Raw genomic sequence first — 21,590 nt, forward strand, 5'->3', positions numbered from 1 at the left:
GCGACGGCGGCCGGGGCCGGCCCGATCGGTCCCGGCCGGGACGTCAGAGTTCGACGCCGCTCGGGATGAGGCTGTGGCCCCGGAGGAGGCCGCCGTCGGCGTCGTAGACCAGGAGCGTGGACTTCTCGTAGGTGGCGAACGGTTCGCCGTCGATGGTCAGTTCGACGCGGTAGCGGTTCCCGTCGTCGGTGTCCCTGCCGTAGGCGCGTGCGGCGTCGACGAACCGGGTGACGTCCTCGGCGTCGGCGTTGAGTTCGAGCACGAAGTCGCCGGTCACCCGGTTCGTCACGGCGACGACACCCTCCGTGTCGGCCTCGTCGACGGGGCCGTGGAGTCGGTAGGAGACGTCGAGCTCGCCCGCCTCGAAGAGCGTCCCCGAGTCGTCCGTGAGTCGGTCGGTCAACTGGTCGTTCGGGCCGTCGAAGTCGATCGTGACGGTCGGGATACCAGGGTCCGCCGCTTCCCCGTCGTCCCCCAGGTTCCTGACGTCGAGGGTAAAGTAGTCACGCCTCATTCCAGCACGGCGGGCCTACGATACAGGCAGGCATGAAACTGACGACTGCGACAGCCGTGGCCGGACTCGCCCCGCGACCGGGCGGGAGGCTTTATCCGCTCACCCGGGCCAGAGCCGGTATGGTCTGGGTCCGATCCGAGTACGCCGGCGAGTTCGCCGTCCTCTCGGCGTGGGTGTCGGCGCTCGTTCCCTGGTCCGTGTCGTTCGCCAGCCAGGGCGGGATATCGCTGGTCGTGCTCCGGTTCCCGGCGTTCATGTTCCAGTTCGTCCTCGGCGCACAGCTCGTGGGCGGCGAGCGCCCGTTCCTCCCTGTCTGGAGCGCCTACGCGTTCCCCGCGAGCGAGGCGGTCGCCCGGGCCTACCTCGTCTGGCTCGGCGGGGCGGCGGTGTTCGCGCTCGCGCTCGCGCTCAGTGTCGTCTACTACGCCGCCGACGAACGCCTCGAAGCCCGGCTTCCGGTCGACCCCGTCCGGCTGATGGGGGGGCTCCTGCTCGCGACGGCCGTCGTCCTGAGCGCCTCGATCGTGATGCTCTGGACGAGCTACCTCGGCAGGGCCGTCCCCGTCGGCGTGCTCTTCCTCTACGCCTTCGGCTACCTGCTCCTCGTCGTCGAGCGACAGGACGGCGACGCGGACGTCTGAGCGCCGGGGACGCTCGGGAACCCGGTGTGTGGCGCTCGACCGACCGCGGAACGGGCGGCCGACGGCCGCCGGTCGGCCCGTCCCTGGAACGATCGAGGCCGGTCCGTGTCGCGAGCGGAATCGCGCTCCCGCGCGGTGGCTTCTGATCGACCGCTCAGCCGGTGGACAGATGGTGGCGGACGCCGAGGTGGGGAGCGTGAACCGCACGACGGGTACGACCGACGAGGGCCGTTTCGCCTCTCGACCTGGACCTGGCTGTCCTCCCCATCCGAGATGACCGACGACGCCTCGCCCGGAGCGGGCGACCGGACGAGAGGGGGCGAGAGCGACCGGGACGATCCCCGTACCGACCGAAGCCGCCGCGCCGTCAGGGAGACGTACGACGACATCGCCGCCCACTTCGCGAAGACGCGGGCCAACCCCTGGCCGGAGGTCGAGTCGTTCCTGGAGGATCGCACGGGACGCCTGGGCCTCGACGTCGGCTGTGGAAACGGCAGGCACGCCGGCCCGCTCGCCGACCGCGTCGACCGCGTGCTCGGCGTGGACGCGAGCGGGGAACTGCTCGGGATCGCCCGCGAGCGAGCCATCCAGAGGGGATACGCCGCGGCGTTCGATCCGGTCGGAGGTGACGCCGCCCGGCTCCCGATTCGGCCGGAGAGTGTCGATATCGCGCTCTACGTGGCGACGATACACCACCTCCCGACGCGGGCGCTCAGGCGCGAGTCGCTCTCGGAACTCGGGCGCGTCCTTTCGGTACCTGGAACGGCGCTGGTGAGCGCCTGGAGCACTGCCCACGACCGGTTCGACGCCTCGCCCGACGACCCGGAGGGGTTCGACACGAGCGTCGACTGGACGCTCCCCGGCGGGGAGACGGTCCCGCGGTTCTACCACATCTACGCGCTTCCGGAGTTCGAGGCCGACCTCGACGCCTCGGGGCTCTCGGTCGAGCGATCGTTCGTATCGAGCGGGAACTGCTACGCGGTCGTATCGAAGGGAAACGCACATACGGAGCGGGAGGATAGTCGGATCTGAGCGTCGAGCGCGCGCGAGTCGACGGACACGCGCGCAGAGACGCGAGCGACCGAGCGGTCGAGCGCCGGTGGTGAGCGAGTTCGGAGAACTCGCGAACCTCGGCGCGAACGAGCGAAGCGAGTGAGCGCCGGTGGTCTAGTGGTAGGACCTGAGCCTTCCAAGCTCATGGCCCGGGTTCGAATCCCGGCCGGCGCATCCTGTGAGACCCGACCCGACGAGCGTATGCAGTACGGCATTCTAATTCCGACGAGATGCGGTCCGCGCGGTGAAGTGGACAGGGACGTCTCGATCCGGTTCGAATCCCGTCCCGCGCACGCCGTCGCCCCCGGTCACGCAGGGTAGTCCATCGGCGAACGGACCGGCGAACGGTTCAGGGTCGATGGCGGATCACAGACCCGCAGAACGATGAAGGGGTAGAGTGGCACCCACCCCTTCGGTAGTCGCTCGGTCACCCCCCGAGATAAGAGTTTGGCAGTTAGCGATCCTGTACGGCTATTTTTGCAACACAGTTTATACTGGTGTTACACTTCTGCTGCGTAATTTATATCAACATGGAAATGTGCTCCTTCTCGTCGTTGCGTCGAAGCGGGGCGTCAGGACTACTGGTGTAAGGGTTCCACCCCTCTGCGGGCTCGTGTGTGAACGTGGGACACTGGCGAAGAACTGATCGCGGCGTCCGAGGTGAGGTCCGACGTGAGGATTCACCGGCCGGGGGATCGGCGTGCGCCCGGCACACGACACCGCTCTATCCGGCGTTTTCGTCCCAGGCGTACAGCCTGCATAACGAGCGGAAACCATATCCCGTGACCCATCGAAGGTCGATACGAAATGGACGAGTCGGGGCGTGCGACGGTACTGGTCGTCGAGGACGAGGCTCCGCTCGTCGAGATCTACGCCCGGTGGCTGGACGGTGACTACGGCGTTCGGACGGCCCAGAACGGCGAGGCCGCTCTCGAACGGATCGACGAGGCGGTCGACGTGGTTCTCCTGGACCGGTTGATGCCGGGGATGTCGGGCGACGAGGTACTCGACGCCATCGACGATATGGGGCTCACTCCTCGCGTGGCGATGGTGACGGCGGTCGAACCGGACTTCGACATCATCAGCATGGGTTTCGACGACTACCTCACCAAGCCGATCGACCGCGAGGACCTCATCGAGACCGTCGAGCGGCTGCTCTCGCGGAACTCCTTCGCCGACCTCGAACGGGAGTACTACGCCCTGGTCGAGAAGCAGGCGGCCCTCCAGTCGGCGAAGGCCGCGGAGGAGCTCGAACGAAGCGAGGAGTTCACCGACCTCCGGGAACGTATCGAGACGCTGCGTCGGGAACTGGACGCGGTGATGCCCGATCTCGACAACGACGACTTCGTCGCCATGGTCCGGGACATCGAGGCGGACTCGGCGACGGAGATCGACGCCGAGTCGGAGAGCGCCGGGAGAGACGAGGACGAAGGAGGGATCGAGCGCTCGTGAGATACAGTGTCCCCGGTCTGCTGACGGACTGTCGAGTCACGTTCGAGGCGGGGTCGAACCTCCTGATCAGCGGCCCGTCCGCGGCGTCCGAATCGAAGCTCGTCGACGTCCTCGCGGACTGTCCGCCCAGCGAGGCGACGGTCGTCATCACGACGAACCGGCCTGCCGGCTGGGTCACGTCGCGCTTCCGCGAGCGCGGTTCGGAACCGACGACGGGTATGGGTATCGTCGACGCGACGGGCCAGGACTCCTCGACCGACGAGGACGTCCCCATCGAGCACATCGGCTCTCCGGGCGATCTCACGGGGATAAGCCTCGAGTTCGCCAAACTCGCCCGACGATTCGAAGGTGCCGGCGCTGGCAACCGGATCCGGGTCGGTCTCGCCTCCGTCTCGACGCTCCTCATGTACTCGGAGCTCCAGACGGTGTTTCGCTTCCTCCACGTCTTCACCTCGCGGATCCAGTCCGCGGGCCTGTTCGGCGTGTTCGCACTCGATCCCGGGATGCACGACGACCAGACCGTCAACACGATCCGGGCCATCTTCGACGCCGAGGCACGGATCGAGGACGGGGCGATCACGCTGAACGGCAGCGGGTTCAGGAGGGAGTAGCTCCACCTCCAGCCCCCGAGGATCGAGCGCCGAGCCGGGACAGCGATCCCGGAAGCCGATCCCACTACCTTCGATCCGTCCGACCGGACGCGGTGGAGTTCGCTACGACGTTACGGCGGCCCGTCTCGGCTCAGAGTTCGATCCGCTCGACGAGCCGATCGTTCGCGTCGGTGGCGCTGACGTTCAGCGCGACGATGCGGACGTCGTCCTCGAGCCCGGAGTTGACGAGCTTCGACTTGAGCAGTTCGTCGACCTGATAGACGCCCACCGCGTCGGTCATCTCGATCTCGACGAGCACCGGTCGATCGCTTCCCGATCGCAGCGAGACGTTCTTGATGGCCCGGCTGGAGAGCGTGTTGATCCCCCGGCCGCCCTTCTCGTAGGGGATGCGCGACCGGCCGGCCTCCATGTCGAGCCCGTCGGCGACCCGGACGACCCCCGCCTCGAGTGTCAGCGGGTCCTCCTCGGCGTGGTGACAGAGGATCGCGTGGAGGACCTCGCCCTTCACCCGGACGGTTTCGGCGGTGTCGTAGCCGAACTCGGGGAGGAGACGGTCGAGGACGTCCGCCGCGAGGGGGATGGAGTAGTAGGGGTGATCGTCGCGGTGGACGACGTGTCCTATGTCGTGGAGCATCGCCGCCAGGTAGATGATGACCGCCTCGTCGGCCTCCTCGAGGCCCTGCTCGGCAGCGCCGTTGAACTCGACACCGCCTTGCTTCAGCATGTCGTAGAGGCAGAGTGCGCGGTTGCTCACGATGCTGATGTGCTTCTTCCCGTGGTCGTTGTACCCCTTCCTGGTGACCGGGTTGACGTTCTGTGCCCGGAGGTACGTCGTCACCTCGGGGTCCGACTCGACGTGGCGGATGACCTCGTTCACCCGCTCGTCGGGGAACGCGTGATCGGCGTCGGGATCGTACCGGTGGCCGCCGTTGCCCGACTGACCACGCGCGACACCCGTGTTTCCGCTGTCACCGCTATCACCCATACGATAACCTCGGCGTCCGGCGTCAAAAACCCGCGGGCCGGCTCCCGTACCCCGACTGGCACGGCTCCTCCTCGGTGGACGACTCGGGGACCGAACCGGGCTCGGAACCCGTCCGCGGCGAAAGGCCTACAAACGATCCGGTACCACTCCCGGGCACATGCTCCCTGCAGCAAGCCTCATGCCCCTGTTCCCGGGTATTCCCGGCGGGCCGGAACTGCTCGTCATCCTGTTCATCGCCGTACTGCTGTTCGGCGCGAACAAGATCCCCAAGCTCGCCCGCTCCTCGGGCGAGGCGATCGGGGAGTTCCAGAAGGGCCGCGAGGAGGTCGAACAGGAACTCGAGGAGATCCGCCAGCAGGCCTCGGTCGACACGGAGGAGCTGGCCCCCGACCTGGAGACCGACGCGGACACTACCCCCGGCACCGAGGGACGAACGACCCGCGAGAGCGGTGCCCGGGCCGAGACCGACTCCGAGTAACCTACGCCGACGTCCCCGTTCTACGCCCCGCTCTACGTCTCAGAGCCCCCGCTACACCGCCTCACAGGCCTTCGGCGTCCGGGTACGGGGATCGACTCCGAGGAAAAAGCCTATAATCGTCTCATCACTACGTCGGGCAAGATGTTCGAAACCGTCGTCCCGCTGTTCCCGGGTATTCCCGGCGGGCCGGAACTGCTCGTCATCCTGCTCATCGCTGTACTGCTGTTCGGCGCGAACAAGATCCCCAAGCTCGCCCGCTCCTCGGGCGAGGCGATCGGGGAGTTCCAGAAGGGCCGCGAGGAGGTCGAACAGGAACTCGAAGAGATCCGCCAGAAGAAGGCCGGAAACCGGACCGAGGAGGAGCAGGCACGGCTCGAAGCCGAGGACGACGTCGCCGAACCCGAGACCGAGGTTTCCGACTCCTCGCCGATCGAGGGGGTCGAGGGGACCGACGAGACCGAGGAGACGGGAGTCGAAGCCGAGCGGGAGAGCTGAGCGTCTCGGCGTCTCGGTGTTCGGAGCCGGACACACAACCGTTTTGAGCGATCCGATACCAGTGCCGGCAGGGCGTGTGGCCTAGTGGACAGGGCGAGAGGTTCCTAACCTCTCGATCGCGGGTTCGAATCCCGTCACGCCCGCTCGTTCGTCACTTCGTTCCTCACTCGCGGGCGTGACGACCTTCGCGAACGCTTCGCGTTCGCTCAGTCCCGTCACGCCCTTTTGTGTAATTAACTACCACTCCCCCGAAAATTCACACTCCAGTCCGACCTTCTCTGGTAACTCCGGAAGGTACCGCATTTTGTCCTTGGCGCTCAGTGCGGTAAACAGATAATAGCCCTCCGAGAGTGGTTCATACCGTCGCATTTTACTACCATTTGTGTGCTCCGGCTTGTCGTTGAGCAGTGCTCTGCTCCCCTGACCAGTTCCCGGCACGTATGGAATTTCGATGGCATCGGTGAGTCCCTCATGGTCTATGAGATAGTCCACGAGCGAAGCCATCGTTGCTGCTTGTTGGTTGCCGACAACCCGATGTATCTCTTCGCCGTTTTGAGTGAGTCGGATAACGTACTGGCCCTCCGATGCATGTGTGGATTCCTTTGTCGTCTCCTCTGTCACTGCCGTTCGATGAGCCTGCTCCTCAAGCGTAGCGATGAGATCATCAACGAAGCCCTTGGCCTCGTCTTCAACGGGCTGCGAAACTGATTCTCCAATGATATCCGTGACAACTCGTGTTACATCCTCCGCGAGGCCTTCCTTGTTCGTCCGAAGAGTTCTGACTGCTCGCTGTACCGACTCGATTTTCTCCGCAATCTGTTTAGACTCGCCCGACTTAATCGACTTACTGGAGAGTGCTTTCAGAGGCTGTTCGTTATCTGGTACTTTTTCGATAGGAAACTTCGCCAGAGAAATTTCATTTGGCCGATTGCTGGAAAAGTCTCGTCGAAGTATCTCGAATTCTCGTCCATTCGAGAGAAGACCCCAGTCAATCCCGATCTGCCGCATGTAGCTTTTCAGCTGATCTTCGTGACTCCGGTCAAGTTCTGTGTCACATCCTTTGGCCTCAACGAACACTACTGGTGTGTCTTCAAGATTGAGTGCGTAATCGACCTTCTTTGTTCCCGACCCCATCTGGACAGAGTACTCCAGTTCTACGTCTGTTGAAAGAATATCCCACCCGAGAAGTTCGATCAGCGGTTCGATGATCTTCCGCTTCGTGTTCTGTTCGTCCATCTGTGGCGACTCCTCAATGAGTGCCACCGACCGTTCCGAATAGCCAGACAGATCCTCTCGAAACCCCATTAGCTGCGGGGGCTTGTTCTGGGTACCTGATAAAGATAGGGACCTGGTGCACGTAATACCTGACTGCCTTGGAGTGATGATCCGGCTTAATATTGTTCTCGTGACGAAGTGGACAGCCATGGGATCCTCGGTTAGGTGAAATTATCGAGAGGCCATGACGACCCTCGCGAACGCTCAACCCGACCACACCCCTTCGACACCGGCTTTTAGGCTACCCGTGTCCCGGGATGTCCGAGGGGTCCTTCCCGCGTGCGACCTCGGGGAACAGCGCGTCGAGATCAGGGTCTGATTCGAGGAGTTCGTACTCGCGGCTTCCGTCACGCAGCTCGGACTCGATGATCCCGGACTCCTCCAGGTGGCCGAGGTGGGCGTAGGCCTCGCCCGGGCCGTGGAGGATGTGGATGGAGCTGAGCCCGCCGAACAGGTGCGCCGAGACGGTCCAGGCGTCCGCCGGACCCGCCTCGCGGAGGTAGTCGACGATCTTCCCCGTCCTGTCGCGGTGGTGGACGACGATGTCGGCGGCCCGGCCGGAGGGATCGACGATCGCCCCGCGGTGGCCGGGCCAGGCGCGGGCGTAGTCGGCCTCGATGATCCGGGTGAGCGTCTCCAGGTAGTTCGCCAGCGGCGACTCCACGCGAACGTCCGCCCCGCCGACGTTCGGCGTGTAGTAGGGGAGGAGCGCGTCGCCGCTGAACAGTTCCGGTCCCCGCGAGCCCTCGAAGCGGAACCCCGAGAGCCCGACGCTGTGGCCCGGCAGGTGGACCGCTTCGAGCGTCACGGAGCCGATGTCGAACTCGTCGCCGCCCTCGAACGTGGTCACCTCGGGGTCGAGGCCGGTCACGTCGCCGCCGTCGAGAAACGAGAGGAGCTCCGCCCGGGAGTCCTCCGGCATCCCCCAGTCGTCGAGGAGCGTCTCCATTCGGTCGCGCAGCGCGGCCTCGGCGTCGGGGTCGCCCCGGACGAGCGGGGCGTCGCCCTCGTGGACGTGGACGCTCGCGCCGCTCGCGTCCTGTATCTCCCCCGCGAGGCCGACGTGATCGGAGTGGTGGTGGGTGAGGAGCACCCGGTCGACGTCGGCGAACGCGAGGTCGTGTGATTCGAGCTCCCTCCGGAGCTGTTCGCGGGTCTCGTCAGTCGAGATGCCCGTGTCGACGAGCGTCGTCTCGGCTTCCCGTTCCGTGCCGAGGACGTAGCAGTTGTTGAGCCCCTCGAACGCGTGGTTGCCGAGCTGGACGTGTCGCATCTCGAACGGGAGCCCCGGGACCTCCATCACCGCGCCCCTCCGGGCTTCGGACCGGGGGTTCCGGATGAGGGTCCCGGTCGCTCGACCGGGGGGCCGTCCCTCCGGCGGCCGGATGGTCGTCCGAGGCGGTCCCGCCGTGCGGTCCCGTAGCCGGGGCCGCGGGAGGCGAACTCGACGTGCATACCGCCTCCAGGACCGGCCCCGGTATGTGGTTTGTCCCCTGACCCCGCCGGGACTCGACGTCCTCGGGTCGGTCCGCTCCGGTCCATCCGTCCGGTTCGAGCGAACGCCCGTTCGCTGCCGGCCGAAGCTACTTACGCCGCGACGGGGAGTTCCGGCCGATGGCGCTGCTCACGACACCCGACGAGCGGTTCGAGGCCGTCCCGGACTACGACTACGAGCCGGCGTACGTCGAGGTGGACGTCGACCCCGCCGACGGGGGGGACGAGCCGAACCCCCGGATGGCGTACGTCGACGTCGAGCCCACGGACGAGGGCGAGCGCGGCACGGATGATCGGGAGACGTTCCTCTGTCTCCACGGCGAGCCGACCTGGGGGTTCCTCTACCGGAAGATGATCCCCGGGCTCCGGGAGCGGGGACGCGTCGTCGTCCCCGACCTCCTGGGGTTCGGCCGGTCGGACAAGTACGACCGTCGCGAGGCCTACGACTACGAGACCCACTACGACGCGCTCGCGGGGCTGGTCGAGGCGCTCGATCTCACTGACGTCACGCTCGTCTGCCAGGACTGGGGCGGCATCCTCGGGCTCCCGTACGCGACCCGGAACGAGGAGCGCTTCTCCAGACTGGTTCCGATGAACACGGGCGTCCCGAGCGGCCGCCAGGAGATGCCGGAGGCCTGGGAGGAGTTCCGCGCGTTCGTCGAGCGGGTCGAGGAACTCCCCGTCGGGATGCTCATCCAGAACGCGACGGCCACCGAACTCCCCGACGACGTGATCGGGGCCTACGAGGCCCCGTTCCACACCGAGGCGGCGAAGGCGGGGGCCTACGAGTTCCCCGACATGGTCCCGCGGAAGGGTGGCGGCGACGGCGCGGCGTACACCCGCGAGGCCGCCGAGCGGCTGAAGGCGTGGGAGAAGCCGGCTTTCGTCCTCTTCGCCGACTCGGACCCCATCACGCGCCCGAACCGCGATCCGCTACGGGAGCTCATTCCGACGGCGAGCGACCAGCCGGACGTCTGGGTCGAGGGTGCGATGCACTTCCTGCAGGAGGACGCGGGCGAGTCGATCGCCGAGGAGATCGTCGCGTTCGTCGACCGGACCTCGTAGCTCTCACCGCTCCCCTCTCGCTATCCGATGGTAGTCGCGACGCCCTTCGTCTGCCGGTAGTCCGAGGCGAGTAGCGCCTCCAGTCGTTCCCGGAGCGCCCGCTCGTCGCCGGGCGTCCACCGGTCGGGATCCTTCACGGCGACGACGAGGAACCCCCGACCGCGGACCTCCTCGGCGTGAAGCGCGGCGGCGTCGTGGGGGAATTTGTTCTCGAGGGAGGTGTGCTCGCGAAGCGCGTAGGACAGCGCCCGGTCGCCCACGGCGAGGATGATGTGCGGGTTGATCGCGCGGAGTTCGGCGTCGAGGAACCGCTCCATGTCGGCGTAGGAGGCGTCGGACGGATCCCTCCCCTCCGGGATACCCGGATGGACGTACGAGACGTAGCAGTTCTCCAGCCGGGGACGATCGGCGTACGACGCCGCGGTGAAGCCGACACCGTGGAGGACCCGCTGGAGTCTGACACCCGCGACACTCCCCGTGAACGGGACGCCCGTCTCGACGCCACCGTGGCGGCCGGGATGGTCACCGACGACCTGGAAGTCCGCGTTCGCGTCGCCGTACCCGTACACCGCGGGGCCCCCCACGTGCATTCCGAACGGGTTACTCGTCTCCTCGGTGACGTTCTCCACACCGACGATAGCGTCGGCGGTCGGCAAAAATCGCTCGCCTTTCGCCCGTGAGGGCCGCCGCTCCCCGTCTCCCCTGTCCTACCCCTCGATGACGACGACCGCGCCCTTCATGCCGAGGCTCGAGTGGGGCTCACAGACGTACAGCCCGATACCGGCTCCCTCGAAGGTGTGCTCGAAGGGCTCGCCCTCGATTTTCGGGGGACCGCTCGAGAAGTCGAACTCGGTGGGGCCGTCCGAGACGACGTTGTGCTGGCCGCCCTCGCCCGTCCACCGCCAGGAGACCGTCGTGCCCGACGAGACGGCGATCGCGGGGTAGTGGTACGCGAAGTTCCCGCCGTTGCCCTCCGCGCCGACGGCGACGACGATCTCGTCCCGTCCCATCGCGTCCATGATATCCCCCTCGTAGTTCCGGGTATCCGAGAGGTACCCCTCGACGCGCTCGCGGGGTTCCCCGCGGATCATCTGGTTCACGGGATCGAGGTCGGGGACGTTGACCCCGCCGGACTGGGGGGACGGCGTCGGACTGTTCGAGTCACCGTTCCCGCCGTCGCCGTCCCCGCCGTCCCCGCCGCCCCCTCCGGTACACCCGGCGAGCCCGACGACCGCGGCCGTCCCGAGTCCCGCGAGCAGTCGACGCCGACCGAACCGCGAGGCTGTCCGTTCCATGCACGTCGGTACGTCCCGGTCGTGGTAAGTCACCCGTTTTCGCCCGACGGAATCCACCGGCCAGGGTCGTGGAGTCCTACCGGAACCGTTCACCGCATCCGTGGGACGGATTGATGGGGAGCGCCTCCCCACTCGTGACATGGCCGTCTGGGTTCTCGGCGACCAGCTCACGTCCGCTCGCGGGCCGCTCGCGGCCCGGCCCGACGAACCGGCCGTGATGATCGAGTCGCGGTCGTTCGCCCGGCGACACCCCTACCACCCGCACAAGCTGGCGCTGGTCTTCGCCGCGATGCGCCACTTCCGCGACGAGCTCCGGGACGCCGGTAGGGAGGTGGCGTACTATCGGACCGAGACGTTCGAGGAGGGTGTCGAGCGGTTCCTCGTCGAGTACGACGAGCCGCTCGTGGCGATGGAGCCGTCGAGCCACGGGGCCGGCGAGCGGCTCCGCGAACTGGTCGCGGGGCTCGGCGGCACGCTCGAACTCGTCGAGAACGAGCTGTTCCTCTGTTCGAGCGCGCGGTTCGAGGAGTGGGCCGAGGGCCGCGCGAAGCCCTACCGCCAGGAGGAGTTCTACCGGGCGATGCGCCGGGAGACGGGCTACCTGATGGCCGACGGGGAGCCGGTCGGTGGGGAGTGGAACTACGACGAGGAGAACCGCCGGTTCCCGGGGGCGGACTACGACCCCCCCGACCCGCCCCGGTTCGAGCCCGACGAGGTCACGAGGGAGGTGATCGAATGGGTCGCGGCGGAACTCGACGGGTCGTACGACGAACCCCCGTACGGCGGTGCCTGGGCGGATCCCGAGCCGTTCCGGTGGCCGGTCACCCGCGAGGAGGCGCGCTCGGCGCTGGAGTCGTTCTGTACCGACCGGCTCGCCGAGTTCGGCCCCTACCAGGACGCGATGCTCGGCGGCGAGTGGGCGATGAACCACGCGCTGCTCGCGGCGTCGATGAACCTCGGGCTCCTCCACCCCGGGGAGGTGATCGAGCGGGCGATCGAGGCCGCACGCGAGGACCCGGACGTCCCGCTGGCCTCGATCGAGGGGTTCGTCCGGCAGGTGCTCGGCTGGCGGGAGTTCGTCCGGCACGTCTACCGCGTCGAGATGCCCGAACTCGCCCTCGCGAACCAGCTCGACGCCGCCGAGGACCTCCCGGACCTCTACTGGACGGGCGAGACGGGGATGAACTGTCTCGAAAACGCCGTCGAGGGCGTCAGGGAGCGCGGCTACAGCCACCACATCGAGCGGCTGATGGTCCTGTCGAACTTCGCGCTGCTGTACGGCGTCGAGCCCCGGCAGCTCGACGACTGGTTCCAGGCCGCCTACGTCGACGCCTACCACTGGGTGACGACGCCGAACGTCGTCGAGATGGGGTCGTACGGGTCGGGCGCGTTCGCCTCGAAACCCTACGCCGCCTCGGCGAACTACGTCGACCGGATGAGCGACCACTGCTCCGGCTGTGCGTACGACGAGGACCGGACCACCGGCGAGGGTGCCTGCCCCTTCAATACCCTCTACTGGGAGTTCCTCGGACGGAACGAGGATCGGCTCCGGTCGAACGGTCGGATGGGGCTCGTCTACGGCCACTGGGACGACAAGGAGGAGGCCGAGCGGGTGGCGATCCGCGAGCGGGCGAGCGGGATCCGCGAGGCGGCCGACCGGGGCGACCTGTGAGGTCGGCGGCGTGAACGATACCCCGCGGACGGTCGTTCTCGGTGCTGTACGGCCCCGTGATGTGGGTCCCGGAGCGCGCGTCGCGCCGACGTCACTGCCCCGCGATGCGGTTCGGGAGGGAAACGCTTGCCGCTCGATCCTGGCCCGCTCGGTCCTCACCGCCGAAGCCACCAGTAGCCCGCGCCGAGGAGCACCGCCACGACGACGACGCCGGCGACGAGCGTCCCCACCTGTCCGGTCCCGGGCGGTTCCTCGGCCACCGTGACGGGGAGGAGGGTCGGGCCCGTCCGAACCGTCTCCCCGCTTCCCGTCTCGGCGGTGACGTTGACGGCGATCCCGTGGGTGCTCGCGACGGCGTCCTCCGAGACCGTTAGTTCGAACGCGATCCTGGTGGTTTCGCCCGATTCGAGTTCCTCGACGAACGACGACGGCGATTCGCTCGTGAACGGCGGATCGACCGCCAGCCGTGCCTCGACGTCCTCGAGGGTCTCCTCGCCGGTGTTCGTCGCCTCGACGATCAGACGGTTGTTCGAGTCGACGCGGACGGTGGCGTTGACCGGTCGGAGTTCCAGCGTGTCCGGCTCGGGACCGATCGGTTCGCGGAGGTCGAGCCCGTCGCTGACTCGCTGGTCGCCCGCCTCGTCCTCGTACCGTACCCGGAGGGTGAACGCCCGCGGTCCGGGCTCCGCCGAGGCCGGCACCCGTGCGTCGAACGTGAAGTTCCCGCCCGCCCCCGGTTCGAGGTCCCCGATCGGGTGCGTGGACTCGTCGAACCGTACGTTCGGCGAGGCGCTCTCGACGAGGACCACCGCGTTTCGAGCGGTTCGGTTCCCCCGGTTGCGGACCGTCCCGCGGAGGGCCCCCTCCCGGCCGACGCGCAGGTCGGACTCGACGCCCCCGGTGGCGAACGCGAGCTCCGGCTGGATCAGGACGGGGACGGTCAGCGATCCGACCCGCGAGCGGACGCCCTGGGGGGTATCGAACGCGATGCTCCCCTCGAACGCGTGGCTTCGCGGTGCCGCAGTGACGTTCGCCGCCACGTCGAAGGCCAGCGCCCGCTCCTCGCCGGACTCCCACCGCTCGACGTACCGGCTGGCGGAGAGTCCACCGTCCACGCCGAGGGCGGGCGTCGGCGATCGGAGCGACACCGAGACGTCGGTAACGGGTTCGGTCCCGGCGTTCCTGAGCCGGACGGTCACGGCTCCGCTCCCCCCGACGGTCGCCTCGCTCTCGGTGCTGACGACGACGAACCGGCGGCCCTCCCGGGGTGCCAGCCCGACCGGGAGCGGGTCGGTGGTGACCGTTCGGCCGAGGTCGTCCTCGAACGTTCCGGTCGCTTCGGCGGTGTACTCGGCCGGACGCGCGTTCTCGCTCGCCGCGACGGTGTAGCCCACCGTCCGGCGCTCGCCGGGATCGACCCGACCGAGGAACCGGCTCGCCTCGGCGGCCCCGCCGAACCCGAGGTCGGCGTTCGGCGACCGGAGGGCGAGCCGCGCCTCCCGGGCGGGTGCCGAGCCGACGTTCTCGACGGTCACGGTGGCCGTCCCGGTCCCGCCGACGTGGACGTCCGTCGAGGCGTTCACGACCGCGAGCCGGGCCCGTTCCTCGATCCGCACCCGGAGGTAGCCGTCGACGGTCACCGACTGCTCGTCGACGGCACCGTTCGACTCCGAGACCGACCGGACGTGCGAGTACGTCAGTTCGAACGGGAGGTTGTACCGTCCGGGCTCGGCGTCCCCGTCGACCGCCACCTCGAACGGCACCATCCGGGTCGTCCCGTCGGGGATGCTCCCGACCGCCCGTTCGCCCGTCCGGACGGTGATCGGCGTCCCGCCCGATCGGAGCTCGAGCCGCACGCCGTCGGCGGTCGTGACGAGCTCGTTCAGCGCCGGACTGATCGTCGAGGCGGAGGACAGCTCGGCGTCGTTCGACACCTGGACCTCGATGGAGATCACTTCGCCAGCGACGACGTCGTTCGCGGGGAGCGTCACCTCGACCGTGGGAGATCCGGTCGGGGTGCCCGCGGCGATCCCCAGGATCCCCGCGAGGACGATGAGCCCGACGGCGAGCGCCACGAGGCGATCAGCTCCCGGGCGGGACCGACTCATCGAGGGTCACCCTCCTCGTCGATCGCTCGCCGGTCGCGGTCCGGTTCCCCTCGGTCGGTCGTGGATCGGAGGTCCGTTGGTATCATCGGCGTGTTCCGCTCGTTCGCGTTCGGTTCGGTCGCGGGTGTCATACGTCGACACGCTCGAATATCACTCGGCTCGCCGAGAGCAGGGCGACGGTGGCGACGACGAGGACGGCCGCCCCGACCGGGTCGTACGACTCCTCGATCAGTATCTCGGCCGGGTCGTAGTACCTGGTCGGGCTGAGCAGGCCGAGCCACTCGTAGTCCGTGTCGACCGTGACGCTCTCGAGGACGAACAGGACGAACACGGCCCCGATACCGCCCCGCCGTGCGACGTCGGCCCGATGGATCGTCACCGACAGCAGGGTGCCGAGGGCACCGCAGGCGAGCAGGTACGGCACCGAGAGCAGGTGAACGGCGACCAGGGCCGCGGCCTCGATCGACTCCCCGACGAGGACGACCCCACCGTAGACGAACAGGGGCGTCACGAGGTTCAACACGAGGACCGGGGCCAGAAGCGAGAGGAACTTCTCGAGGAGAACCTGCGCCCGGGTGATCGGCGTCGCCAGCAGCATGTCCATACGGCCGTCCTCGATGTCCCCCGCCACCGTCCCGCCGGCGGCGTAGGCGAGGTAGAGCCCGAGCAGCAGCAGCCAGACGAAGGTGTAGAACTCCGTGGAGAGGAACCCCTCCACGGTCGTGAAGGCGGCCCCCGAGACGCCGAACCCCTCCCTGACAGCCGGGGGGAGGCTCTCGACGTAGGCCTCGAAGTCCGCGCCCGATTCCGAGACGGAGGGGAACAGCGCGATCATCAGCAGCGCGAACAGCCCCAGGAGGACCGTGAGCGTGAGCGTCCCGCGGAGGCGTCGCCGGGCCTCGTACCGCGCGAGGTCGAGCATCAGGACTCACCGTAGAAGTGCATGAACACGTCCTCGATGGGCGGTTCGTCGATCTCGAGGTCGACGACCTCGTACCCGGCGAGGGTCTCGAGCAGTTCGCCGTAGTCCCCAGTGAACGTGAACCGGGTCTCGCGCCCGACCTGTTCGGGATCGACGACCCCCGCGAGGTCGAGGGCGTCGGCGTCGAGCGGCGGTTCGGTGTGGACGTGGACGCGCTTGCCGCCGCGGTTCAGCAGGTCGTCGATCTCCTCGAGGGCCGCCAGCTTCCCCTCGCGGATGATCCCCACCCGGTCGCACACCCGGCGGACCTCCCCGAGGACGTGCGAGGAGAAGAACACCGTCGTCCCCGCGTCGGCCTCCGCCCTGAGGAAGCGGTTGAACGACTCCTGTTTCAACGGGTCGAGCCCCGAGGTCGGCTCGTCCATGACGACCAGTTCCGGGTCGTGCATGAACGCCTGGACGATCGCGAGCATCTGTCTGTTCCCCGTCGAGTACTCGCGTATCTCCCGCGAGAGGGGCGGGTCGAACAGGTCGAGCAGTTCCCCCCGTCGCTCGTCGCCCTTCAGCGAGGCGTGGAGGTCGAGGTACTCCTCGCCGGTGACCCCCTCGTCGAGCCCCGGGTTGCTCGGGAGGTAGCCCAGGTCGGCCTTGGCGGCGACGAGCGCCGACTCCTCGCGGACGTCGCGGCCGAGGACCGTCGCCGTTCCCGATGTGGGCGACTGGAACCCGAGCAGGGTCCGGATGGTCGTCGTCTTCCCCGCCCCGTTCGGGCCCAGGTAGCCGAATATCTCCCCCTCGCGGACGCTGAACGTGAGGCCATCGTTGGCAACGACCTCCCCGTACGCCTTGGTGAGATTCGAGACCGCGATCGCCGCCATCGTCCGGAACAGACCGGACGAACCCATACCTGTTTCGGTGGTCCGAACGAGGGGCCGCGTCCGCTACGCCCGGTGGACCGACCGATACCGACGTGCCCGACACCTGCCGTCCGGTCGTGGGTTCTCACGACGGGGCGGCGACCCGCCGGAGCCACCGCCAGCGCGGCGACCGCACCGACCGCTACGAGCATTTCGGACGGGACTTCTGGGGGAGCGGGAGTCGAGCACCGTACCGTCCACCGGGGGAGTCCCACCGGCGCCGGTTCGGGCTCAGACGGTCTGTCGCCGTGACTCGGGCGAACCGCTCTGCACGACCGCCCGGTACGCGGCGGTGAGCAACACGAAGAGGCCGAACACGGCCAGGACCACGCCGACGGGGAGGGAGACGTACTGTGCCATGACGACCCCCGCCGCGATGTCGGCGACGGCCAGCGGGAGCGCCCCGAGCGCCCGGAGGTCGCCGTTCATGGGCGGCGGGGGCTCCTGCGGGTCGCTCGGCGGCGGTTGCGTAGCGTCCTTGAGACCGCTCTTGCCGCCTCGCTGGCGGCTCGAGCGCGCTGTTCGGGGGTGAGTGGAGGGCGACTCATGGGATCACCGTCGACACCCACCGGTAAGTACTTCGTGGAGGGTCAAACGAGGGCTGAGCCCTCGGGCCCGGGACGCCGGCGACGCGTGTCATACGGATCGTCGAAACGATTTGCCGGCGATCACTCGAACGAGGTCCGTGATCGCCGGCAAAAGACTACAACAATCCGTATCAGTCCCGATCGGACAGGATCTCGAACTCGGCGTTCCCACAGCGGCAGTCCCCGTCGGTCCCGAGCGCCCGCCAGCTCTCGGTCGTTCTGTAGACCGCGTAAACCTGACCGCACTCGGTACACCGCCCCAGTGCCTCCGTCTCCGCAGTCATTCGGCGACGGATCGGCCCCGAAGTCACATTCGCCTGCAGCTTTACAGGACAAGTGGTTTACGTCCCTTACCCTGCGGACAAGGGTTGCCGGTACTGCCACCCCCTCTCTTTTCCCCGCCCTCCCGAGCCGGGCGGCTCGGTGGCTCGGCCACGCCGCCGAAATATTTATTAAAGTTAATTACATACGTCGGGGCATGGGGCTCCTGGAGAGGCTCTCGGCGTGGGTCGAGGCACCGTACACGCCCGTCTACCGGTGCTCGGTGTGCGGGAATCGGTTCGAGGATGAGGAGGACTCCCCGTGCCCCGAGTGCGGCGGGGAGCTCGAGAGCGACGAGGTCGTCGAGCGGTCGGTCTACTACTGGGGGCCGATGTGAGCCGGTCCCGCTCCGATCGAGAGGGGTCGTAGCCCGGTATCGTTCGCCTCCGCCCGCTCCCCCGGCCGTCGGTGCGAACGCGGGCCTCCCGTACTACCCATCGGTCCAGGCTGGTCCGTGATCGACGGATCTCTCCGGCCCGGGGGGCACGGCGCCGCCGCCGCTCGATCACCGTCGCGGTCGGTGCACCGTCACGTCCCACCCACGATCCGATAGACCGCTGGCGACGTGACCCGCCCACGGCGGGATATATCCGTGGGTGCGTCGTGGATCGTCCATGGTCGAGTGTCAGTTCAATCACGTGGCTATCGACGTCGACGACCTCGAGGCGACCGTCGCGTTCTACACGGACCTCTTCGATATGGAGCGTGCGCCGACGCCGGACTTCGGGCGGCCCTACGCCTGGCTCGAGTTCGGCGACCAGCAGCTCCACCTCATCGAGCGGGGTGACGCGCCGCCGGAGAACCAGCACTTCGCGCTGATCGTCGACGACTTCGAGACGGTGTGGGACCGCGCCGTCGAGCGGGGGGTCATCGGCGACGACGCGGGATACGTCCGGGCGCTCCCGAACGGCGTCGTGCAGTGTTACGTCCGTGACCCGACGGGGAACCGCGTCGAGTTCATGTGGCCCGACGTCGAGACCCTCCCCGAGCGGATCCGGAGCCGCGTCGACCGCGTCGAGGCCGAGTCGCCGACGGACGAACCCGCCGGCGCGACCATCGCCTCCAGCGTCTACACGTACGTGGACTGACGCCACCGACCCGAGAGTCGAACGCGGAGCGGAGTACGGGTCGGTCGATAGCTGTGACTTCCGACCCCGGAGGAACGAAGCGAGTGGCGAGCCGATCCCGGACAGTTCGCAGGTTAGACGACTCTCCCGGCGGGGCTCCGTCGTCTCAGGTCCGGCGTATCGGGCTCCCCCGCGGGGATCCACACGACGGTGGGCTCGTCCTCGTCCTCCTCCGCGGGTTCGACGTCGACGATCTCCGCCTCCTCGCCCGTCCCGAGCACCCGACACCAGTCCCCGACTTCGAGATTCCACTCCTCCTTCAGGCGCTCGATCGCCTCCTCGCGCCGCCGCTCGCGCTCGCCGACCGGACACGGCTCGTGTCTCACTCGCAGTCCCGACAGCGTCTCGAACTCCTCGCCACAGTGCTCGCAGGCGTACATACGCTCGCTTCGGACTCGATCGGTAAGTCGCTCTCGCTGCGTGCGGTCGGACTTCGGGAGCGTCGGGCGACGGCTCCGGGGGGTCTCATACGGATCGTTGTAGTCTTTTACCGGCGATCACGGATCCCGTTCGAGTGATCGCCGGTAAATCGTTACAACAATCCGTATCAGTCGTCGGTGGTCGAAGCTCCGGAATCGGCGTCGGCCTGCGTCGCCCAGAGGTCGGCGTACCGCCCGTCGGCCCCGAGGAGGGACTCGTGGGACCCCTCCTCGTCGATCCGGCCGTCCTCCATGACCACGATGCGGTCGGCGTCCCGTATCGTCGACAGCCGGTGGGCGATGACGAACGCGGTCCGGTCGGCGATCAGGCGGTCGAGGCTCCGCTGGATGAGCTCCTCCGTCTCCGTGTCGACGTCGCTCGTCGCCTCGTCGAGGACGATGATCGCGGGGTCGTTCAGGAGCGCCCGCGCGATGGCGAGCCGCTGGCGCTGGCCGCCCGAGAGCTTCACGCCCCGTTCGCCGATCTGCGTCCCGTAGCCGTCGGGCAGGTCGGTGACGAACTCGTGGGCCTCGGCGGCCCTGGCCGCGTCGACGACGCGCTCGTCGAGCTCCGGACTGTCGAGCGTCGAGAGGTCGCCGTACCCGATGTTCTCCTCGACGGTGCCCGAGAAGAGGTAGGGGTCCTGCTCGACGACGCCGACGTGCTCGCGCAACCCCTGCAGGCGGTAGTCCCGGACGTCGACGCCGTCGACCCGGATCGCCCCCGAATCCACGTCGTGGAACCGGGGGACGAGCTTCACGAGCGTGGACTTCCCGGCACCGGTCTCGCCCGCGAGCCCGACCGTCTCGCCCGCCTCGACCGACAGGGAGACGTCCTCGACGACGGTCTCCCCGTGCCCCTCGTAACTGAAGGTAACGTCTTCGAAGTCGACGCGACCCTCGACGTGCTCGGGGTCGACGGCGTCCACGGGCTCCTCGACGGTCGGTTCGTGGCCGAGCAGGCCGAACACGCGCTCGGAACTCGCTCGCGCGCGCTGGTAGCGGTTGGCCGTCCGCCCGATGCGCCGCATCGGGGAGTACATCCGCCGCAGGTAGAGGAAGAACACCGTGAACGTGCCCGCCGTGATGGTGTTCGTGACGGTCAGCGGCCCGAGCGAGAACGCCCCGGAGACGATCATCTGTCCGCCGACGAGGAGGACGCCGACGAAGGCGATCCCGGTGAACAGCCGGATCCCGGCGAAGAACCCCCGGCGGCGGAGGATGGCGTCGACCTGCTCGTCGTGGTACGCCTGGCTCTGTTCGGCGACGCGATCGAGCTCGTAGTCGTAGCGGTCGAACGCCTTGATCACCTTCGCACCACCGATGTTGTTCTCCAGCCGCGAGTTGAGCCGGGCGACGATCTCGCGGATGCGCTTGTACTTCGGTTCGATCCAGGTGAGAAAGCGTACGCTCGCGAACCCGATGATCGGGACCGGGAAGAGGACGATCAGCGCGAGCGCCGGCGAGTACGTGTAGAGGACGGCGGCGATCCCGCCGACCGTGGCGACGACCCGGATGATCTGCCGGAGCTCCGTGCTGAGGAACTGTTCTAACCTGTTGATGTCGTTGTTCAGTATCGACATCACCGCGCCCGTCTGGTGGTTCGCGAAGAAGTCGAGCGAGAGGCGCTGCATGTGGTCGTACGTGTCGTTCCGCAGGTCGCGCTGGATCTTCTGGGCGGTCGTCTGGAGCAGGTAGCGGGAGGCGAAGCGGGTTATCGAACGCACCACGTACGCGACCAGCGCGATGAGCGCGAGCCGGCGGAGCAGCGCCAGCCGGGCCGCCTCCGTGGTCACCGGATCGGCAGCGAGCAGGCCGAGGTCGGTGAGCAGTCCCGGGTCGGCCGACTGGTTGATCACGCGGTCGATGGCCGCCCCGACCACCAGCGGCGGGACGAGTCGGGCCGCGCGGGTGGTCAGGGCCGACCCGACCCCGAGCCCCAGTCGACCCCAGTAGGGCCGACCGTAGCCTAGCAACCCCAGCATCGGGTGGCCGTTGACCTCCCGGCGAACGTCCTCGAAACCGCCCGACTCGTCCGAGGCCATGGATGCCCCTGTGTCCGCTCGGGGGAAACGTCTGTGCTTGCCCGCTGCCCGTGCCGGATGTCGGTCGGTCGGCGAGCGACGAGCGGAGGCGCGTAGTTTCGGATCGGAGCCGAA

At 67.9% G+C, this 21,590-nt stretch carries 23 protein-coding genes and 2 tRNA genes; 12 read left to right on the top strand and 13 right to left on the bottom strand.

Annotation, left to right across the window (positions count from 1 at the left end):
- Positions 1-43 precede the first annotated feature (43 nt).
- Positions 44-514 carry a DUF5793 family protein gene (locus WDJ58_RS11675; protein WP_338913402.1) on the bottom strand — a complete coding sequence of 157 codons (471 nt, stop codon included), beginning with the start codon at positions 512-514 and terminating at the stop codon, positions 44-46.
- 119 nt (positions 515-633) lie between these two features.
- On the opposite strand from WDJ58_RS11675, the gene WDJ58_RS11680 reads away from it, so the two are divergent.
- The 5 genes from WDJ58_RS11680 (at position 634) to WDJ58_RS11700 (ending at position 4,271) form a co-directional block, all read left to right on the top strand.
- Positions 634-1,155, top strand: coding sequence for a DUF7549 family protein (locus WDJ58_RS11680; protein ID WP_338913403.1), 522 nt, complete (start codon positions 634-636; stop codon positions 1,153-1,155).
- Between the two features lie 273 nt (positions 1,156-1,428).
- Positions 1,429-2,187, top strand: coding sequence for a class I SAM-dependent methyltransferase (locus tag WDJ58_RS11685; RefSeq protein ID WP_338913405.1), 759 nt, complete (start codon positions 1,429-1,431; stop codon positions 2,185-2,187).
- 124 nt (positions 2,188-2,311) lie between these two features.
- Positions 2,312-2,382 (top strand) — tRNA-Gly (locus tag WDJ58_RS11690).
- 633 nt (positions 2,383-3,015) lie between these two features.
- A complete protein-coding gene (locus tag WDJ58_RS11695) occupies positions 3,016-3,660 on the top strand; it encodes a HalX domain-containing protein (RefSeq protein ID WP_338913406.1) in 645 nt (214 codons plus the stop codon).
- Complete coding sequence (locus WDJ58_RS11700; protein ID WP_338913408.1) at positions 3,657-4,271, top strand: DUF7504 family protein; 615 nt, start codon at positions 3,657-3,659, stop codon at positions 4,269-4,271. Before WDJ58_RS11695 ends, WDJ58_RS11700 begins: the two co-directional genes overlap by 4 nt.
- Positions 4,272-4,401: 130 nt before the next feature.
- Here WDJ58_RS11700 and WDJ58_RS11705 read toward each other — a convergent pair whose 3' ends face one another.
- Entirely contained in the window at positions 4,402-5,256 is an 855-nt protein-coding gene (locus WDJ58_RS11705; protein ID WP_338913409.1) for an HD domain-containing protein, read from the bottom strand.
- A 157-nt stretch (positions 5,257-5,413) separates the two neighbouring features.
- Between WDJ58_RS11705 and WDJ58_RS11710 the strand changes: the two genes are divergently transcribed.
- From WDJ58_RS11710 to WDJ58_RS11720, 3 genes are all read left to right on the top strand, one after another.
- Positions 5,414-5,734: a twin-arginine translocase TatA/TatE family subunit gene (locus WDJ58_RS11710; protein WP_338913410.1), complete on the top strand. Its 321-nt coding sequence runs from the start codon at positions 5,414-5,416 to the stop codon at positions 5,732-5,734.
- A gap of 141 nt (positions 5,735-5,875) precedes the next feature.
- A complete protein-coding gene (gene tatA / locus WDJ58_RS11715) occupies positions 5,876-6,229 on the top strand; it encodes a twin-arginine translocase TatA/TatE family subunit (protein ID WP_338913412.1) in 354 nt (117 codons plus the stop codon).
- 70 nt (positions 6,230-6,299) lie between these two features.
- Positions 6,300-6,372: transfer RNA gene (locus tag WDJ58_RS11720), tRNA-Arg, on the top strand.
- Positions 6,373-6,466: 94 nt separating this feature from the next.
- Here the strand turns inward: WDJ58_RS11720 and WDJ58_RS11725 are convergent.
- Both WDJ58_RS11725 and WDJ58_RS11730 read right to left on the bottom strand, forming a co-directional pair.
- On the bottom strand, positions 6,467-7,465 hold the full coding sequence (locus tag WDJ58_RS11725; protein WP_338913414.1) for a type I restriction enzyme HsdR N-terminal domain-containing protein: 999 nt from the start codon (positions 7,463-7,465) through the stop codon (positions 6,467-6,469).
- Between the two features lie 280 nt (positions 7,466-7,745).
- The gene (locus WDJ58_RS11730; RefSeq protein ID WP_338917844.1) at positions 7,746-8,777 is read right to left on the bottom strand and encodes an MBL fold metallo-hydrolase; all 1,032 of its coding nucleotides are present in this window, start codon (positions 8,775-8,777) and stop codon (positions 7,746-7,748) included.
- 341 nt (positions 8,778-9,118) lie between these two features.
- Between WDJ58_RS11730 and WDJ58_RS11735 the strand changes: the two genes are divergently transcribed.
- On the top strand, positions 9,119-10,063 hold the full coding sequence (locus WDJ58_RS11735; RefSeq protein WP_338913416.1) for a haloalkane dehalogenase: 945 nt from the start codon (positions 9,119-9,121) through the stop codon (positions 10,061-10,063).
- Between the two features lie 20 nt (positions 10,064-10,083).
- Here the strand turns inward: WDJ58_RS11735 and WDJ58_RS11740 are convergent, their stop codons facing one another.
- Both WDJ58_RS11740 and WDJ58_RS11745 read right to left on the bottom strand, forming a co-directional pair.
- A complete protein-coding gene (locus tag WDJ58_RS11740; protein ID WP_338913418.1) occupies positions 10,084-10,692 on the bottom strand; it encodes a uracil-DNA glycosylase family protein in 609 nt (202 codons plus the stop codon).
- 78 nt (positions 10,693-10,770) lie between these two features.
- Positions 10,771-11,358 (bottom strand): halocyanin domain-containing protein, encoded by a 588-nt coding sequence (locus tag WDJ58_RS11745; RefSeq protein ID WP_338913419.1) that lies wholly within the window; start codon positions 11,356-11,358, stop codon positions 10,771-10,773.
- A gap of 139 nt (positions 11,359-11,497) precedes the next feature.
- Here WDJ58_RS11745 and WDJ58_RS11750 point away from each other — a divergent pair, with 139 nt between their 5' ends.
- The gene (locus tag WDJ58_RS11750; RefSeq protein WP_338913421.1) at positions 11,498-13,030 is read left to right on the top strand and encodes a cryptochrome/photolyase family protein; all 1,533 of its coding nucleotides are present in this window, start codon (positions 11,498-11,500) and stop codon (positions 13,028-13,030) included.
- 155 nt (positions 13,031-13,185) lie between these two features.
- Here the strand turns inward: WDJ58_RS11750 and WDJ58_RS11755 are convergent, their stop codons facing one another.
- The 5 genes from WDJ58_RS11755 to WDJ58_RS11775 form a co-directional block, all read right to left on the bottom strand.
- Complete coding sequence (locus WDJ58_RS11755) at positions 13,186-15,138, bottom strand: COG1361 S-layer family protein (protein WP_338913422.1); 1,953 nt, start codon at positions 15,136-15,138, stop codon at positions 13,186-13,188.
- 127 nt (positions 15,139-15,265) lie between these two features.
- Entirely contained in the window at positions 15,266-16,060 is a 795-nt protein-coding gene (locus WDJ58_RS11760; RefSeq protein WP_338913423.1) for an ABC transporter permease, read from the bottom strand.
- Entirely contained in the window at positions 16,060-16,938 is an 879-nt protein-coding gene (locus WDJ58_RS11765) for an ABC transporter ATP-binding protein (protein ID WP_338913424.1), read from the bottom strand. The genes WDJ58_RS11760 and WDJ58_RS11765 overlap by 1 nt, the downstream gene beginning before the upstream one ends.
- A gap of 270 nt (positions 16,939-17,208) precedes the next feature.
- Positions 17,209-17,406, bottom strand: a complete 198-nt coding sequence (locus tag WDJ58_RS11770) for a hypothetical protein (RefSeq protein WP_338913425.1) — start codon at positions 17,404-17,406, stop codon at positions 17,209-17,211.
- A gap of 289 nt (positions 17,407-17,695) precedes the next feature.
- Complete coding sequence (locus WDJ58_RS11775; RefSeq protein ID WP_338913427.1) at positions 17,696-17,848, bottom strand: hypothetical protein; 153 nt, start codon at positions 17,846-17,848, stop codon at positions 17,696-17,698.
- 194 nt (positions 17,849-18,042) lie between these two features.
- On the opposite strand from WDJ58_RS11775, the gene WDJ58_RS11780 reads away from it, so the two are divergent.
- Both WDJ58_RS11780 and WDJ58_RS11785 read left to right on the top strand, forming a co-directional pair.
- Positions 18,043-18,222 (top strand): zinc ribbon domain-containing protein, encoded by a 180-nt coding sequence (locus tag WDJ58_RS11780; protein WP_338913428.1) that lies wholly within the window; start codon positions 18,043-18,045, stop codon positions 18,220-18,222.
- Between the two features lie 277 nt (positions 18,223-18,499).
- On the top strand, positions 18,500-18,973 hold the full coding sequence (locus WDJ58_RS11785; protein ID WP_338913429.1) for a VOC family protein: 474 nt from the start codon (positions 18,500-18,502) through the stop codon (positions 18,971-18,973).
- Positions 18,974-19,086: 113 nt separating this feature from the next.
- On the opposite strand, the gene WDJ58_RS11790 is transcribed toward WDJ58_RS11785, so the two are convergent.
- Positions 19,087-19,392, bottom strand: a complete 306-nt coding sequence (locus WDJ58_RS11790) for a hypothetical protein (RefSeq protein WP_338913431.1) — start codon at positions 19,390-19,392, stop codon at positions 19,087-19,089.
- 167 nt (positions 19,393-19,559) lie between these two features.
- The gene (locus tag WDJ58_RS11795) at positions 19,560-21,476 is read right to left on the bottom strand and encodes an ABC transporter ATP-binding protein (protein ID WP_338913432.1); all 1,917 of its coding nucleotides are present in this window, start codon (positions 21,474-21,476) and stop codon (positions 19,560-19,562) included.
- Positions 21,477-21,590 lie beyond the last annotated feature (114 nt).

This window comes from Salinirubellus litoreus (assembly GCF_037335815.1).
GTDB classification, from domain to species: Archaea; Halobacteriota; Halobacteria; order Halobacteriales; family Haloarculaceae; genus Salinirubellus; species Salinirubellus litoreus.